A 16,121-nucleotide genomic window follows, 5' to 3' on the forward strand; every position below is an offset into this window, starting at 1 on the left:
CCGGGTGTCCGGGGTGGCAGGCTGGCCCCGTGAGGACCCGCCACCCCCGCGTCGCCGCCGACGTCGGCCCCGGCTTCCCCGTCGCCGAGGCCCGCGCGCTGCAGACCGCGCTCGAGGGCGCGCTGACCGCCGTCGAGCGGGCCGCCGGCCGGTCCGTGCCGGTCGAGCTGCGGTTCGAGCCGGGCGCGGGTCCCGGCGTCGTCGTCGTGTGCCGGAACCGGGTGGTGGGGTTCGTGCCGCCCGACCGCGCGCCCGGGCTGCGCGGCCAGCTCGCGGACGCCGGCCGCCGCGCGCACCTGGTCGCCCCCGGGGTGCTGCACCGGCAGGACGGGCTGTGGCGGGCGTGGGCCGGCGCCGAGCCCGAGGACGGCGTGCCCCCCGCCCCGGACGGCCTGGACACGATGGCCGCGCCCGACCCGGCGGTCCTGGGCATCCCGCTCCGGCGGGGCTGAGCCCGCCGGCCCCGGGGCGGGTCCGGGTCAGGCGTAGAAGCCGGACGGCGTGAGCTCGGCGGCGTACCGCGGGGCGTAGTGGTCGAAGTAGACCCGCGCGACGAGCTCGCGCCGGCTGCCGACCCCGGCCTTGTCGAACACGGCCTTGAGGTGGTCCTGCACCGTCCACGGGGACAGGTGCAGCGCCCGGCCGATCTCCTGCGTGCTGTCGCCGTGCAGCACGCCGGCGACGACGTCGCGCTCGCGTCCGGTCAGCCCGAACGCCGCGACGACCAGCGGCACGATCTCCGGCGGCCGGGCCTCCTCGAGCGTCACGACCACCTGCCGCCGCCCGCCGTCGCGCCCCGCGAGCGGCGCCGCGTGCACCACCAGCCACTGCCCGGCCGGCGTGCGGACGCGCAGCCGGGGGACGGTGGCGAGGCGGCCGTCGCCCAGGGCCCGCGCGGCGGACGTGATGGCCGCGACGGGCGTCGGGAGCGAGTCCCAGCGCGTGCCGCCGAGCTCGGCGACGCGGGCCTCCGCGGCCGGGGTCGTCTGGCAGACGGTGTTGTCCGCGTCGACCACCAGCACGGCCGGGCCGGCGACGTCGGGGGCCGTCCCGGGGACGGGTGCCTCGGCGAGCCGGGCCGCCGCCGTGACCAGGCCCGCCCGCACGCCCACCGCGAGCGTGCCGGCCACCCGCGCGAGGAAGTCGGCCTCCGCCGGGGAGAAGCCGCTCGACCCGCCGGAGCGGTAGAGCGCGACGGCGGCCCACGGGGTGCCGTCCGTCCGGGCGGACGCCCGCATCTCGTGGTCGAGGGACCAGTGCGGCACGAACATCTCCCGGTGCCGGCTGCTGCTGCGCGGGTCGCCGCCGGTGTCGTCGGCCAGGATGCCCACGGGGTTCGCCTGCCGGGCGAGCGACCGGAACAGGTTCACGTGGTCGGTGACGTACTCGTGCTCGAGGAACTCCGCGTCGCGCTCGTCGCCGATGTTGCGCTTGACGGACCCGGTGAGCAGGCCGGTGTCGGGGTCGACGGGCCCGATGCACGCGGCGTCGTGGGGGATCGCCGCGTCGAGCAGGTCGATCGCGCCGCGCGCGAACGCGCGCCAGTCGAGGCCCGCGCGCGCGAGCCCGTCCAGCCCGGCCCGCACGGGCTCGGTCCGCAGAGTCGCCATGCTCCGATGGTCCCGCTGTCCGGTTCGTCCCGGTACCCCCATGTTTGTGGGGATCTTTGCGCCCCGGGTCGCGGTCGCGCACGACCCAGGTTCCTGGGATTCCGCCCGACCGGCCCCGCCGAGCACGCTCGGCGGCATGACCACTGACCTGGCGGCCGGAGCGCCGCTCGACACCTCTGCCCTCGACGAGCTGCGCGCCGCGCTGACCGGCACGCTCGTCGCACCCGGCGACCCCGCGTGGGACGCCGCACGCCTGCCCTGGAACGTGCTGGTCGACCAGCGGCCGCTCGCCGTCGTCCAGGCGGCCGACGCGCACGACGTCGCCGCGACCGTCCGCTGGGCCGCCGCGCACCGCGTCCCCGTCACGGCCCAGCCCAACGGCCACGGCGCCAGCCGGTGGCTCGACGGCGCGGTCCTCGTCCGCACCACCGCGCTCGACGACATCTGGGTGGACGCCGACGCGCGCGTCGCCCGCGTCGGGGCCGGCGTGCGGTGGGGCGACCTGCAGGTCGCGCTCGACGGCACGGGCCTGACCGGGCTCGTCGGGTCCAACCCCGACGTCACGGTGGTCGGGTACTGCCTCGGCGGCGGCCTGTCCTGGTTCAGCCGCGCCCACGGCACGGGGGCCGGCTCGGTCCGCGCGGTCGAGGTGGTCGACGCCACCGGGACGCACCGCTGGGTCCGGGGCGACGACCCGGCCGACGTCGACCTGCTGTGGGCTCTGCGCGGCGGGGGCGGCGACTTCGCGCTCGTCACCGCCGTGGAGCTCGACCTCCACCCGGCGCCGCAGATCACCGGCGGCCTGCTCGCGTTCCCGGCCGAGGCGGCGCCCGCGGTGCTCCGCGCGTTCCGCGAGATCACCCGGGACGCTCCCGAGGCGCTCACCACCTGGGTCGCCGTGCTGCACCTGCCGGACGCGCCCGTCGTGCCGGAGCCCATGCGCGGGCTGTCCCTCGCGCTGCTGCTCGCCACCTACCTCGGCGACCCCGCGGAGGCCGAGCGGCTGCTCGCCCCCGCCCGGGCCGCCGGCCCGGTGCTGCGGGACACGTTCCGGGTGCTCGCCCCGGGGGAGGTGGGGCTGCTCGCCGAGGAGCCCGTCGACCCGAGCCCCGCCGTGCTCGTGGGGACGCGGCTGCACGCGTTCGACGAGGCGGCCGCCGCCCGGCTGCTCGAGGTCGCCGGGGCCGGCTCCGGGACGCCGCTCATGCAGGTGCAGGTCCGGCACGTCGGCGGCGCCCTCGCGCGCGAGCGGGTGCCGTCCGCCGCCGGGACGGCCGACGAGCCGTACCTGCTGTCCGGCCTGGCCATGGTGCCGGTGCCGGAGGCGTACGCCCCGGTGGCGGGGGCGCTCGACGGGCTGTTCGCGGCGATGGCCCCGTGGAGCACCGGGACGGCACCGCTGACCTTCCTCGACCGGGACGAGACGGTCGGACGGGCGTACCCGCCGGCGACGGTCGACCGGCTGCGCGCGATCAAGGCCGCGGTCGACCCGGCAGGCCTGTTCCGCAGCAACCGCCCGGTCGGCGCCTGACCCCCGGGGGCGGTGCGCCCGGACCCTCGCAGGGGGAGGGTCCCAACCGCCCGCTCCACCCCCGACCCACCCCACACCACCCGTCCACACACCCGCCGAGTTCGGCAGTCCGGGTGCGAGTTCGGCATCTGCACCTGCCGAACTCGCCTGGGACTGCCGAACTCGCGGGATGCGGGCAGCCGTCGCGGGAGCGGGTCGCCCTGGCGGCAGCCCTGCCGGCCGCGCAGACTGGCCGGGTGATCGCCCGGACCGTCGTCGTGCACGGGGTCGTCCAGGGTGTGGGGTTCCGCGCGTCGATGGCGGCGGAGGCCCGGCGGCTGGGCGTGACCGGGCACGTCCGCAACCGGTCTGACGGCGCCGTCGAGGCGCACGTCGAGGGCCCGCAGGACGCGGTCGCGGCGCTGGTGGACTGGGCTCGCCGCAGGCCCCGGTTCTCCGAGGTGACGCACGTCGACGTGCGCGACGCCGTGCCGTCCGGGGCCGAGAGCTTCGTCGTCGAGCGCTGAGGCCGGGACGTCCTGCGGCCCCGGCCGGCGCCGCCCGGGACGTCCGCGCACAGCGGCCACCCCCCCGGCGCGCGTGTCGGGGGTCGCGGCTACCGTCGGTGCATGGACGTCATCCTCATCCCCGGGTTCTGGCTCGACGCGTCCTCCTGGGCGCCGGTCTCCGCGGCCCTGGAGGCCGCCGGGCACACGCCGCACCCCGTCACGCCGCTCGGCGCCGGCGGTGCGGCGGACGAGGTCGCGGGCATCACGCTGGCCGACCAGGCGGCGGCGGTCGTCGAGCTGGTCGACAGCCTCAGCGGCCCCGTGGTCGTCGTCGGCCACAGCGGCGGCGGTGCGGTGGCGCACGCTGTCGCCGACGCGCGACCGGACCGTGTCGAGCAGGTGGTCTACGTCGACAGCGGCCCGCTCGCGGACGGCGGGGTCGTCAACGACGAGCTGCCCGTGGTGGACGGCGTCGTGCCGCTGCCGGACTGGGGCGCGTTCGAGGACGAGGAGCTCGAGGGGTTGTCCGAGCAGCTCCGGGCGGACTTCCGGGCGCGCGCGCTCACCGTCCCGCCGCTGGTCGCGGCCGGCCCGCAGGTGCTGCACGACGAGCGGCGGTTCGACGTCCCGGTCACCGTCATCACCTCGACGATGCCGGAGGCCCTGCTGCGGGAGCTGATGGCCAAGGGCCACCCGTACGTGCAGGAGCTCGCGCGTGTGCGGGACGTGACGATCGTGGAGCTGCCGACCGGGCACTGGCCGCAGCTCAGCCGCCCGGACGACCTGGCCGCCGCGGTGGTGCGTGCGGTGTCCGGCGAGGCCGACGCGGAGGAGGCCATGGCCGTCCCGACGTGAGTTAACTCCACTCCACTATAGTTTACTCGACTATAGTAAACTTCGGTGGAGTAAGGAGGGGTGGACCGGGGTGTTCGTCGGACGATCGCGCGAGCTGGCCGCCCTCGAGCGGCAGATGGACGTGGTCCGTGAGGGCCGTAGGGCCGACGCCGGAGTGGCGGTGCTGCTGCGCGGACGCAGGCGGGTCGGCAAGTCACGCCTGGTGGGCGAGCTCGTCCGACGCCTGGGCGTGCCGACGGTGACCTTCCAGGCCGCCCGAGGCGCGCCGCTCGGTCAGGAGCTGGCGCTGCTCGCCCAGGCGGTCGCCGACTCGGACCTGCCGGCCGCCGACGTGGCACGGGACTCGACCCCCTCGACGCTGACCGCCGCGCTGACGCTGCTCGCGGCCGCGCTCCCGGACGACACGCCGTCCGTCGTCGTCCTCGACGAGGTCCCCTGGCTGCTCGAGCAGGCGCCCGGCGCGGCCGGCGAGCTCCAGCGGGTGTGGGACGCCAGGCTGTCCCGCAAGCCGGTGCTCCTGCTGCTCCTGGGGTCCGACCTCGCGACGATGGAGCGTCTCACGGGCCCGGACCAGCCGTTCCACGGGCGCGCGACCGAGATGGTCCTCGACCCGCTGTCCCCGGCGGAGGTCGGCGGCATGTGCGGGGTCGGGGCCTTCGACGCCGTGGACGCGTACCTCGTCACCGGGGGCCTGCCGCTCGTCGCCCAGGAGTGGCAGTCCGGGGCGTCGCTGGAGCAGTTCCTCGAGTCGTCGTTCGGGACCTCCACGAGCGCCCTGGTCGTGTCCGGGAGCCGGGTGCTCGACGCCGAGTTCGGCGAGGGGACCATCGCGCGGCAGGTCCTCACCGCCATCGGAGGGCGGGGTGAGCGCACGTTCTCCGGCATCCAGGGTGCCGCGCGGGGCGAGCCGCTCAACGCGACGACGCTGACCGGCATGCTCGGCACGCTCACCCGCAAGCGTGTGGTCGCGACGGACGACCCGCTCTCGACCAGGTCGGCGCCGCGCAACCGGCGGTACCGGGTCGCCGACCCGTCGCTGCGCTTCTGGCTCGCCTTCGTCGAGCCCGCGCTCGGGGAGGTCGACCGCGGCCGACCCGATCTTGCGCTGGCGCGCGTGCAGCGGGGTTTCGCCGCCTGGCGGGGCCGCGCGGTGGAGCCCGTCGTCCGGGGTGCCCTGGAGAGGCTGCTGCCCGACGAGCGGTTCCCCGAGGTGACCCGGGTCGGCGGGTGGTGGCCGCGCAGCAACCAGCCCGAGGTCGACCTCGTGGGGACGGCCGGTGCGCCGGGGCCCGTCCACCTGGTCGGCACGGTGAAGTGGCGCGCCGGGGCACGGGTGCGGGCGGACGAGGTGCAGGCGCTCGCCGATGACGCGGTCGCGGTACCCGGGGTCACCGCGGGCACCTCCCTGGTGGCGGTGTGCCCGGCCGGCGCGGAGCCCGGCCTGCCGCTCGCGGCGACGTGGGGCGCGGAGGACCTCCTCGCAGCCTGGCCGCGTTGACGCCGTCGTGCTGCGCGCCTCCCGCCTGCGTGGATGACATGTCAGGCGCGCCTCGCCTACCATCGGCGCGACTCGCCGGAGCCTCCTGCGCGAGGGGGCGTCACGCAGGTTCGACCGGGCTCCGGCCGGCCGGCGTGCCCCCACCGGTGCACGCCGCAGAACCCCCGGGAACGGCACTGTGATCAGGATCGGCATCGTCGAGGACGACCCCGCGAGCGCGGCGCTGCTCGTCGAGCACCTGCGCCGCTACGAGCGCGAGCACGACGAGGAGTTCCGCATCTCGGCGTTCCCCGACGGCGCGGACATCGTCGCGGCGTACCGGCCGGACTTCGACATCCTGCTGCTGGACGTCGAGATGCCGCGGCTCGACGGGCTCAGCGCGGCGTCGCAGATCCGGCTCGTGGACCCGGACGTCGTCATCATCTTCATCACCAACATGACGCAGCACGCCATCAAGGGGTACGAGGTCGACGCGCTGAGCTACGTCCTCAAGCCGGTGCCGTACTTCGCGTTCGCGCAGGAGATCAAGCGCTCCGTGGCCCGGCTGCGGCGCCGCTCCGCCGACTACCTGCTGCTGACCGTCGACGGCGGCCTGGTGCGGGTCGCGACCGACGACATCGTGTTCCTCGAGTCGGCCAAGCACCGCACGACCGTGCACACGGTCGACGGCCGGCACTCGGTGGTCGGGCCGCTCAAGGCGCTCGAGGCGCAGCTCGAGGGCAAGAGCTTCTTCCGCAGCAACAGCGGCTACGTGGTGAACCTGCGGCACGTGCTCGGCGTGCACGGCAGCAGCTGCCTCATGGTCGGGGGCCACGACCTGCTGGTGAGCCGGTCCCGCAAGAAGGCGTTCCTGGCGGCGCTCACCGACTACCTCGGGGCGCGGCACGCATGATCATGGAGACCCTGCCGGACATCCCGCGGGCGCTGACGGGCGTCGCGGAGTGGCTGGCGTGCCTGGTGTACATCCTGCTGCGCCGGCAGCGGCTGCCCCGCCTGCGGTTCGCCGCCCTGGCCGCCGTGGCGCTGGGGGTGCAGGTGGGCGTGCAGGAGCTCGCGGACCAGCTCCCGCTCCAGCTGTGGACGGTCGGCATGGCCGCCGCCGTGGCTGCGATGTACGGGTTCATCCTGGCGGCGACGCGCGTCTCCCTCCGGGACGCCGGCTACTTCGCGGCGCGCGCGCTGGTGCTGGCGGAGCTGGTCGCCGCGCTGCACTGGCAGATGCACTGCTTCTTCTTCCTGCCGGACGGCCGGCCGGGACTGGTGTGGCAGGCGGCGTTCTTCGTGCTGGTCTACGCCGTCGCGTTCGTGGGGGTCTTCGTCGTCGAGGCGCGGCACTTCCGCCCGGCGCAGGCCCTGGACGTCACGCCGGGGGAGCTGGCCTCCGCGGTCGCGATCGCGCTGGTGACGTTCTTCATGAGCAACATCAGCTTCCTCAACGCCAACACGCCGTTCAGCGGGCGCCTGGGGCTCGAGATCTTCTACATCCGGACGCTGGTGGACCTGTGCGGGTTCGTGGCGCTGTACGCGCAGCAGGGGCAGCGCCTGCAGCACCGCGCGCGGGCGGAGGTGCAGGCGATCGACGAGATGCTGCGCCGGCAGCACGAGCAGTACCTGCAGTCCAAGCGCAGCATCGAGATCGTCAACCGCAAGTACCACGACCTCAAGCACCAGATCGGCGTGATCCGCGCGGAGGGCGACCCGGGCCGCCGCGCGTCGTACCTGGACGACCTGGAGGCGAGCGTGTCCGGCTACGCCGCCCAGGCGGACACCGGCAACGGCGTGCTGGACGTCATCCTCACCACCAAGAGCATGGAGTGCGCCGAGCGGGGCATCGACCTGACCTACGTGGTGGACGGGGCGGTGCTCGACTTCATGTCCGCGATGGACGTCGCGGCGGTGTTCGGCAACGCGCTGGACAACGCGATCGACGGTGCGCGGGCGGTGCCGGACCCGGAGCAGCGGCTCATCAAGGTCGCCGTCTACGCCCGGGACCGGTTCGCGCTGCTGACGGTCGAGAACTGGTTCACGGGCGAGCTCCGCACCGAGGACGGCCACATCGTGACCCGGCGCGCCGACCGGACGCGGCACGGCTACGGCCTGAAGTCCATCCGCTACACCGCGGAGAAGTACGGCGGGTCCATGACGGTGAACGTCGAGGACCAGTGGTTCGTGCTGCGGGTGCTGCTGCCGCTGCCGCAGGGCCGCCCGGCGGCGGAGGCTCCGGCGGCCGCGCCCGCCCGCTGACGTCGGTCAGACGCCGGCGGTGACCGCCCCGGAGTCCCACAGCGAGAGCGCCGACGCGATCGCCATGTGCATGTCGAGGTACAGGTACGACCCGAGCCGCCCGCCGAGGTGGACGCCCGGCTCGTCGGCGGCGAGCTCCCGGTACACCCGCAGCCGCTCGCGGTCCTGCGCGGTGGCGACGGGGTAGTACGGCTCGTCGTCCGGTCCGGCGAACCGGGACCGCTCGCGCATGATGACGGTGCGGTCCGCGGCGTGCCGGTCCTCGCGCTCGGGGTGGAAGTGCCGGAACTCGTGGATGCGGGTCCACGGCACGTCCAGGTCGGCGTAGTTCATGACGCTCGTGCCCTGGAAGTCGGGGACGGGCAGCGTCTCGGTCTCCAGGTCGAGCGTCCGCCAGCCCAGCGGCCCGGCGTGGTGGTCGAAGTACCGGTCGACCGGTCCGGTGTACACGACCGGCACCTGCCCGCGCGCGGCGGCGCGGGACAGCGGCTGGGTGTCGTCGAGGAAGTCGGTCCCGAGGTGCACGTCGATGCGCGGGTGGGACGCCATCGCCTCGAACCAGGCCCCGTAGCCGTGGGTCGGCAGGCCCTCGTGGCGGTCCGAGAAGTACCGGTTGTCGTACGTGTAGCGCACGGGGAGCCGGGCGATGACGGACGCCGGCAGCTCGCGGGGGTCGGTCTGCCACTGCTTGGCGGTGTAGTCGCGCACGAACGCCTCGTACAGCGGGCGGCCGATCAGCGAGATCGCCTTGTCCTCGAGGTTCGCGGCGGTGGCGGCGTCGACCTCGGCGGCCTGCCGGGCGACGAGCGCGCGGGCCTCGGCCGGCCCCATGGCGGCGGAGAAGAACTGGTTGAGCGTCCCGAGGTTGATCGGCAGCGGGTACACCGTGCCGGCGTGCGTCGAGTACACGCGGTGCCGGTAGTCGGTGAACCCGGTGAACCGCCGCACGTACTGCCACACGCGCTCGTTCGAGGTGTGGAAGATGTGCGAGCCGTAGCGGTGCACCTCGATGCCGGTGCCCGGGTCGACGCTGCTCCAGGCGTTCCCGCCGAGGTGGTCGCGCCGCTCGACGACGGCGACCCGCAGGCCGGCCTCGGCGGCGCGCTCGGCGACCGTGAGCCCGAACAGACCGGCCCCGACGACGAGCAGGTCCATGCGGGCGGCCTTCCGGTGCGGGGGAGCGCCGGCGTCCGCGGGCGCGCGTCGAGTGTAGGGCGGCCCGCGCAGCTCCCGCGCCGGCCTCCCGGCAGGTCACGACGGCCCCGGATGCCGTGACCGGGCCGTGACCTCCCCGTGATCTCGCGGACTGTTCGTGGACCCAAAGCGACCGTCCGTGCACCCGGGCCCCTGCGTCGGCGGGCCGGTTCCTAGCGTGACGCTCGCGGCACCGAGGACCAGGACGTCCAGGGGCCGCGATCGGTTCGCTCACTGCGCTGTGTCGCGCACGTGCCGCCCGGACCGCCCCGATGACGGAGCGGCCCGGCCGGGCGCTGACAGGGCCGACAGACGACAAGGGAAGGTCGATGAAGACAACGAGAACGGCATACGTCAAGGGAGCGGCGGTCGTCGCAGGGGCCGCCCTGTTCGCCCTCACGGCGTGCTCGCCCGGCTCCTCCGACGAGGACAGCTCCGCAGGCAGCTCCTTCACCACCCGCGAGGTCTCCGACGGCACGACGGACTTCGTCGTCGTCACCAACCCGGGCGACGGCCCCGTCCTGTCGTACGGCAAGGACAGCGGCATCGAGCTGCTCACCGAGGAGGTCGACGGCCAGGAGCTCGCGTTCAAGGACATGAACGGCAACGGCGAGCTCGACACGTGGGAGGACTGGCGGGAGTCCGCGCAGGACCGCGCGGCCGACCTCGCCGGGGACCTGTCGATCGAGCAGATCGCCGGCCTCATGCTGTTCAGCTCGCACGAGCGGTCGCCCGCGGACGGGATCACGGACGCGCAGAAGGAGTACATGTCGCAGTCCCGCCTGCGCAACGTGCTCAACGCGGGCCCGAACGACGTCGAGGCGAACGTCACCTGGTCGAACCAGCTCCAGGCGTACGCCGAGGAGCTCGCGACCGAGGACGAGCCGTACGTCCCCGTGAACTTCAGCTCCGACCCGCGCTCCACCGCGGAGAGCGGCGGCAACTACAACGCGTCCGGCGACATCTCGCGCTGGCCGTCGAACCTGGGCCTCGCGGCGACGTTCGACACCGAGACGATGACCGCGTTCGCGCAGACCGTGTCGGAGGAGTACCGCGCGCTGGGCATCGGCACCGCGCTGAGCCCGCAGATCGACCTGGCGACCGAGCCGCGCTGGCTGCGCGTCGACGGCACGTTCGGGGAGAACGTCGAGCTCGCGAGCGAGATGGCGAAGGCGTACGTGGACGGCTTCCAGTCGACGCCGGGCACGGACGGCTGGGGCGCCGAGTCCGTCAACGCCATGATCAAGCACTGGGCGGGCGACGGTCCGGGCGAGGGCGGCCGCGAGTCGCACACGGAGGCCGGCAAGTACGGCGTCTACCCGGGTGACAACTTCGACGCGCACGCCGAGGTGTTCCTCGGTGCGATGGACTCCGCCGCGGTCATGACGGCGTACTCCGTCGCGCTCGACGCGGACGGCCAGCCGCTCGGTGGCGGGGACCGCATGGGCAGCGCCTACGACTCGTACCGCACGGGCCTGCTGCGGGAGAACTTCACCGGCGTGGTCGTCACCGACTGGGGCGTGACGGCGGGCGGGAACACCGACCCCGATGCCCTCATCGGCACCTCGTGGGGCGCCGACGACCTGACGGTCGAGGAGCGCCACTACGCGATCCTGAAGAACGGCGTCGACATGTTCGGCGGCAACAACGCGGTCGAGCCGGTGCTCGCGGCGTACGACATGTGGCAGGCCGACTTCGAGGCCGGCGAGAACGACGTCGACGCCGACACCCGGTTCCAGGAGTCCGGCACCCGCATCCTCACGATGCTGTTCCAGCCCGGCCTGTACGAGAACCCGTACCTCGACCTCGAGCACTCGAAGGAGGTCGTGGCCAGCCAGGACAAGCTCGACGCCGGCTACCAGGCGCAGCTCGACTCGGTGGTCATGCTGAAGAACGACGCCGACACGATCGCGGCCGCCGAGGCGGGCGACTGGTCCGACAAGACGGTCTACATCCCGCGGAACTTCGACACCGGCCAGGCCGGCCTGTTCGGCCCGGGCGAGTACAGCGAGGGTCCCGGTCTGACCGTCGAGATCGCCGAGCAGTACTTCGCGGAGGTCGTCACGGACGAGGCCGTCGAGGACGCGGACGGCAAGGTCACGAGCTACACCGCTCCCGACCTGTCCGACGTGGACCTGGTGCTCGTCGGCATGGACAGCCCCAGCAGCGGCGCCGTGTTCGCGAACTCGGGTCACGACGAGGAGACCGGCGAGTGGTACCCGCTGTCGCTCCAGTACCGCCCCTACACGGCGGACGGCGAGAACGTCCGGAAGGTCTCGATCTCCGGCGACATCCTCCCGGACGGCACGCAGGAGAACCGGTCGTACTTCGGCCACACGTCGCGGACGTCGAACGAGTCGGACCTCGACGCGTTCGAGCGGGCCGTGGCCGCCGTCGAGGCGTCCGGCAAGGACATCCCGGTCATCACCGTCCTCAAGGCCAAGAACCCGACCGTCCCGGCCGAGTTCGAGGCGGCGTCCGACGCGATCCTCGTGGGCTTCGGCGTCAGCGACCAGGCGCTCATCGAGACCGCGATCGGCCTCAACGAGCCGCAGGGCCGTCTGCCGATCGGCTTCCCGGCGTCCATGGACGCGGTCGAGAAGCAGCTCGAGGACGTCCAGGAGGACACCGAGCCGTACGTCGACTCGGCGGGCAACGCCTACGAGTTCGGCTTCGGCCTGAACTACGCGGGTCCGGTCACGGACTGACCCGTCCCGCCCGCCCGGGGCGGTCGGCACACGCCGGCCGCCCCGGGCGGGACCGGCCGCGGGGTGGGCCCGCGGCCAGCACTCACCAAGGAGCGAACGACGTGAAGCGCAACAAGGCCCTGACGACCGGCCTCTCCCTCGTGGTCGCCCTGACGGGCGTCTTCGGCCTGGCCGCCTGCGGCAGCGACGACAGCGGCAGCACCGGCGGGACCTCGTCCGAGGAGCAGGCCGCGACCGAGTCCGACATCGCGGAGGACCTGGAGAACGCCCGGAAGGCCGTCGCCGACGCCCTGGCCGAGGACGACTCCTGGGGCCAGATCATGCTCGCCAGCGACGTGCAGGCGCCGACCGTGAAGTACGGCCTGCTGGTCGTGCCCTACACCTACTCCGACGCCGCGTCCCGCATCCAGGGGACCATCACCATCGACGGCGGGAAGTACACGATCGACGGCGACTCCGCCGCGACCGGCCAGACCTGGCAGATCGACCAGGACGGCACCATCACCGAGGTCACCGAGTAGCGGACGGTACCGGCCGACCGTCGCGCGCGTGCGCCCGCCCGAGGGGGCCGGCGCACGCGCACGGCGACGGTCCGTGCCGCAGAAACGACCGATCGTCCGGCCCGTCCGGACGACCCGGAACCCGCACCTAACCTGATCGCCGGCCGCACTCGAGGAGGACTGCAGTGAACGCCAGGGCGAAGAACGCCGACCGCGCGAAGAAGCGGATGTCGAACAAGAAGTTCCTGGGGATCTGGGTCCCCGTGCTCGCCCTGCTCACCGTGGTGACGGTCGTGGCGAACGTGGCGCTGGTCGTCGCGGGCGGCTGGGTCGCGTCCCAGCTCGGCTCCGGGACGTACGAGTTCACCAACTCCGCCGAGTCGGCGGACTGGGACACCGAGTACTACAGCTCGGACTACGACGGCATCGACGAGGTCGACGAGGCCGCGAAGGCGCTCGTCGAGGAGATCTCCGGCGCCGGCATCGTCCTGGCGAAGAACGAGCAGGCCGCGCTGCCGCTGGCCGCGGGCGCGAAGGTCACCATGCTGGGCCGCGCCGCCGCGGACCCGGTCTTCGGCGGCGCGGGCTCCGGCTCGGTCGACACCACGACGGCCGTCGACGCGCGCCAGGGGCTCGAGAACGCGGGCTTCGAGGTCAACGACGCCGTCTACTCGGCCATCGAGGCGTTCGCGGCGGAGAACCCGCGCGGGCACATCGAGATGGACAACCCGGCCGCGTCCTCCTACACGATCGGCGAGATGCCGGTGGACGGCTACGAGGCCCAGGCGGCCTCGTTCGCGGACTACTCCGACGCCGCCGTGGTCTACCTGGGCCGTCCGGGCGGTGAGGGCGGTGACCTGACCCGGGACATGACGGACTGGGACGACAACGCCGAGCCGGGTCAGCACCAGCTGGAGCTGAACAAGGACGAGAAGGACCTGATCGCGCTCGCGACGTCGAGCTTCGACACGGTGGTCGTGGTCGTCAACGCGTCCACCACGATGGAGATGGGTTCGCTGCAGCAGGACGCCGGGGTCGACGCGATCCTGCTGGCCGGCTCCCCGGGCGCCACGGGCTTCAACGCCCTGGGCGGCATCCTGTCCGGTGACGTCAACCCGTCCGGTCGGACCGCCGACGTGTGGGCGGCGGACTTCACGGCCGACCCGACGTTCCAGAACTTCGGGGGGTACCTGTACGACAACCTGTCGGTGTCGTACCCGGTGTCCTCGATCGAGACGGCGACGTCGAACGCGACGGTGACCGACGAGGCGCCGTTCGTGAACTACGCCGAGGGCATCTACATCGGCTACCGCTACTACGAGACCGCGGCGGTCGAGGGGTTCATCGACTACGACGAGGCCGTGGTGTACCCGTTCGGGTACGGGCTGTCCTACACGGACTTCTCCTGGGAGGTCACCGACACCCAGGCCGGGGACGTGGACGGCACCATCGCGGTCACGGTCGAGGTCACCAACACCGGTGACGTGGCCGGGCGCGACGTCGTGGAGCTCTACTACTCGGCGCCCTACACCCCCGGCGGCATCGAGAAGCCCGAGGTCGTCCTCGGCGGGTTCGACAAGACCGGCGTCATCGAGCCGGGCGCGAGCGAGTCCGTCACCATCGAGATCGCGGTGGAGGACATGGCGTCGTACGACTACGCCGACGCCGCCGCCTACGTGCTCGAGGCCGGCGACTACGAGCTGACCGTCCGCACCGACTCGCACACGGTCGCCGCGGGCACCGAGCCGTTCACCTACACGGTCGACTCCGACGTCGTGTACTCGGGCGAGAACCACCGCGCGAGCGACGCCGCCGAGGTGACCAACCAGTTCGACGACGTCTCGGCGCAGTTCGTGTCCGAGCCGACCGACGGCAAGATCCTGTCGATGTCCCGCGCGGACTTCGCCGGCACGTTCCCCACGGCCCCGACGGCCGACCAGCTCGTCGCGGACGACGCGGTGGCCGCCGGCTTCGCGGCCTGGGACCACGAGGCGGCCGCCGAGGCGTTCGAGGGTGAGATGCCCACGACCGGCGCGAGCACCGACCTGTCGCTGATCGACCTGCGGGGCCTCGCGTTCGACGACCCGAAGTGGGACGAGCTGCTCGACTCGCTGACGGTCGGCGAGATGACCGACATGCAGCTCAACGGCGCCTACCAGACGCCCGCGATCGGCTCGATCGGCAAGCCGGCGACCACCGAGCTCGACGGCCCGGCCGGGTTCTCCTCGTTCATCAACGCGTCCGTCAACGGCGTGGCGTACCCGTCGGAGTTCCTCATCGCGCAGACGTGGGACGTCGACCTGGGCCACGCCATGGGCCAGATGATCGGCAACGAGGCGCTCGCGAAGAACGTCCAGGGCTGGTACGCCCCCGCGGCGAACCTGCACCGCTCGCCCTTCGCGGGCCGCAACTTCGAGTACTACTCGGAGGACCCGTACCTGTCCGGCTCGATGATGACGGCGGTCTCCAACGGCGCGGCGACGAAGGGCGTCTACACGACGCTCAAGCACTTCGCGCTCAACGACCAGGAGACCAACCGCGTCAACAACGGCATCGCCACCTGGGCCACGGAGCAGACGATCCGCGAGCTCTACCTGAAGCCGTTCGAGATGGCCGTCAAGGGCGTCACGATGGACGTGTCGTACCTGTCCGACGACGAGGGCACGCGCTCGACCACCACGGTCGGCTCGACCGCGGTCATGAGCTCGTTCAACCGGATCGGCGCGACGTGGGCCGGTGGCTCCGAGGCGCTCATGACGAACGTGCTGCGGGGCGAGTGGGGGTTCGAGGGCTTCGCCATCACGGACTTCAACCTGTACCCGTACATGAACCCGAACCAGGCGATCAGCGCCGGCACGGACCTCACCCTGACCTTCCAGCCGTCGAAGTCGTACGCGGACACCTCGTCGGCCAAGGCGGTCACGGACATCCGGACGGCGACGCACCACATCCTGTACACGGTCGCCAACTCCAACGCGATGAACGGGCTCGCTCCGGGGGCGACGGTGTCCTACACGCCGCCGACCTGGGTGTACATCCAGATCATCGCGACGATCGTGATGGGCCTGCTGCTGCTGGCCGGTGCGTTCCTGGTGACGCGGCGCGTGCTGCGGCACCGGGGTGCGGGCGAGCCCGCCGCCGCGGACGAGCCGGCGGTCGCCGGTGCCGGCCGCGGGTCCGACGGCCGGTAGCAGGCCGACCCGGGCGGGTCCCGGGGTGCGCTGCCCCGCACCCCGGGACGACCCCGACCACGCTCCCCGTCAGGCCGGTGGCGCCCACCACCGCCGGCCTGACGGGGGAGCCCCACCGCGCACGACCCCGCGGCCGTCGCGCCGCCGGGGCGGTGCGTGCTGCCCGACGCCGGGCCTGACGGGCCGGTGACCTCGGGCGATGACCATTCATGCGCGGGTGACGACGGTTCGTGCACCCGCGCCCCGCACCGCCGGGCGACGGCGGCAGCCTTCACCAGGGGGCGACCTGTCGCACCCGCGAG

The 16,121-nt window shown here is 73.4% G+C and carries 12 protein-coding genes; 10 read left to right on the forward strand and 2 right to left on the reverse strand.

Features of this window, described 5'->3' with window-relative positions:
- Nucleotides 1-29 precede the first annotated feature (29 nt).
- Nucleotides 30-452 (forward strand): hypothetical protein, encoded by a 423-nt coding sequence (locus AAHH18_RS08325; RefSeq protein ID WP_343301280.1) that lies wholly within the window; start codon nt 30-32, stop codon nt 450-452.
- A 27-nt stretch (nt 453-479) separates the two neighbouring features.
- Here the strand turns inward: AAHH18_RS08325 and AAHH18_RS08330 are convergent, their stop codons facing one another.
- The gene (locus AAHH18_RS08330; RefSeq protein WP_343301281.1) at nt 480-1,610 is read right to left on the reverse strand and encodes a helix-turn-helix transcriptional regulator; all 1,131 of its coding nucleotides are present in this window, start codon (nt 1,608-1,610) and stop codon (nt 480-482) included.
- A 136-nt stretch (nt 1,611-1,746) separates the two neighbouring features.
- Between AAHH18_RS08330 and AAHH18_RS08335 the strand changes: the two genes are divergently transcribed.
- From AAHH18_RS08335 to AAHH18_RS08360, 6 genes are all read left to right on the forward strand, one after another.
- Entirely contained in the window at nt 1,747-3,141 is a 1,395-nt protein-coding gene (locus AAHH18_RS08335) for an FAD-binding oxidoreductase (protein WP_343301282.1), read from the forward strand.
- Between the two features lie 236 nt (nt 3,142-3,377).
- Complete coding sequence (locus AAHH18_RS08340) at nt 3,378-3,647, forward strand: acylphosphatase (RefSeq protein WP_343301283.1); 270 nt, start codon at nt 3,378-3,380, stop codon at nt 3,645-3,647.
- 102 nt (nt 3,648-3,749) lie between these two features.
- Nucleotides 3,750-4,484 carry an alpha/beta fold hydrolase gene (locus tag AAHH18_RS08345; protein WP_343301284.1) on the forward strand — a complete coding sequence of 245 codons (735 nt, stop codon included), beginning with the start codon at nt 3,750-3,752 and terminating at the stop codon, nt 4,482-4,484.
- Nucleotides 4,485-4,554: 70 nt separating this feature from the next.
- Nucleotides 4,555-5,982, forward strand: a complete 1,428-nt coding sequence (locus AAHH18_RS08350) for an ATP-binding protein (RefSeq protein ID WP_343301285.1) — start codon at nt 4,555-4,557, stop codon at nt 5,980-5,982.
- Between the two features lie 178 nt (nt 5,983-6,160).
- Nucleotides 6,161-6,874, forward strand: a complete 714-nt coding sequence (locus AAHH18_RS08355) for a LytR/AlgR family response regulator transcription factor (RefSeq protein WP_283319409.1) — start codon at nt 6,161-6,163, stop codon at nt 6,872-6,874.
- Nucleotides 6,871-8,226: an ATP-binding protein gene (locus tag AAHH18_RS08360; RefSeq protein ID WP_343301286.1), complete on the forward strand. Its 1,356-nt coding sequence runs from the start codon at nt 6,871-6,873 to the stop codon at nt 8,224-8,226. Before AAHH18_RS08355 ends, AAHH18_RS08360 begins: the two co-directional genes overlap by 4 nt.
- Before the next feature lie 6 nt (nt 8,227-8,232).
- Here the strand turns inward: AAHH18_RS08360 and glf are convergent, their stop codons facing one another.
- Nucleotides 8,233-9,381 (reverse strand): UDP-galactopyranose mutase, encoded by a 1,149-nt coding sequence (glf, locus tag AAHH18_RS08365; protein ID WP_343301287.1) that lies wholly within the window; start codon nt 9,379-9,381, stop codon nt 8,233-8,235.
- Nucleotides 9,382-9,749: 368 nt separating this feature from the next.
- On the opposite strand from glf, the gene AAHH18_RS08370 reads away from it, so the two are divergent.
- From AAHH18_RS08370 to AAHH18_RS08380, 3 genes are all read left to right on the forward strand, one after another.
- Nucleotides 9,750-12,128 carry a glycoside hydrolase family 3 protein gene (locus tag AAHH18_RS08370; RefSeq protein ID WP_343301288.1) on the forward strand — a complete coding sequence of 793 codons (2,379 nt, stop codon included), beginning with the start codon at nt 9,750-9,752 and terminating at the stop codon, nt 12,126-12,128.
- Nucleotides 12,129-12,229: 101 nt separating this feature from the next.
- A complete protein-coding gene (locus tag AAHH18_RS08375) occupies nt 12,230-12,649 on the forward strand; it encodes a hypothetical protein (protein ID WP_343301289.1) in 420 nt (139 codons plus the stop codon).
- Between the two features lie 164 nt (nt 12,650-12,813).
- The gene (locus AAHH18_RS08380) at nt 12,814-15,819 is read left to right on the forward strand and encodes a glycoside hydrolase family 3 protein (RefSeq protein WP_343301290.1); all 3,006 of its coding nucleotides are present in this window, start codon (nt 12,814-12,816) and stop codon (nt 15,817-15,819) included.
- Nucleotides 15,820-16,121: the final 302 nt, after the last annotated feature.

Origin of the sequence: Cellulomonas olei (genome assembly GCF_039548315.1) — a bacterium.
In the GTDB taxonomy this organism is placed as follows: Bacteria; Actinomycetota; Actinomycetes; order Actinomycetales; family Cellulomonadaceae; genus Cellulomonas.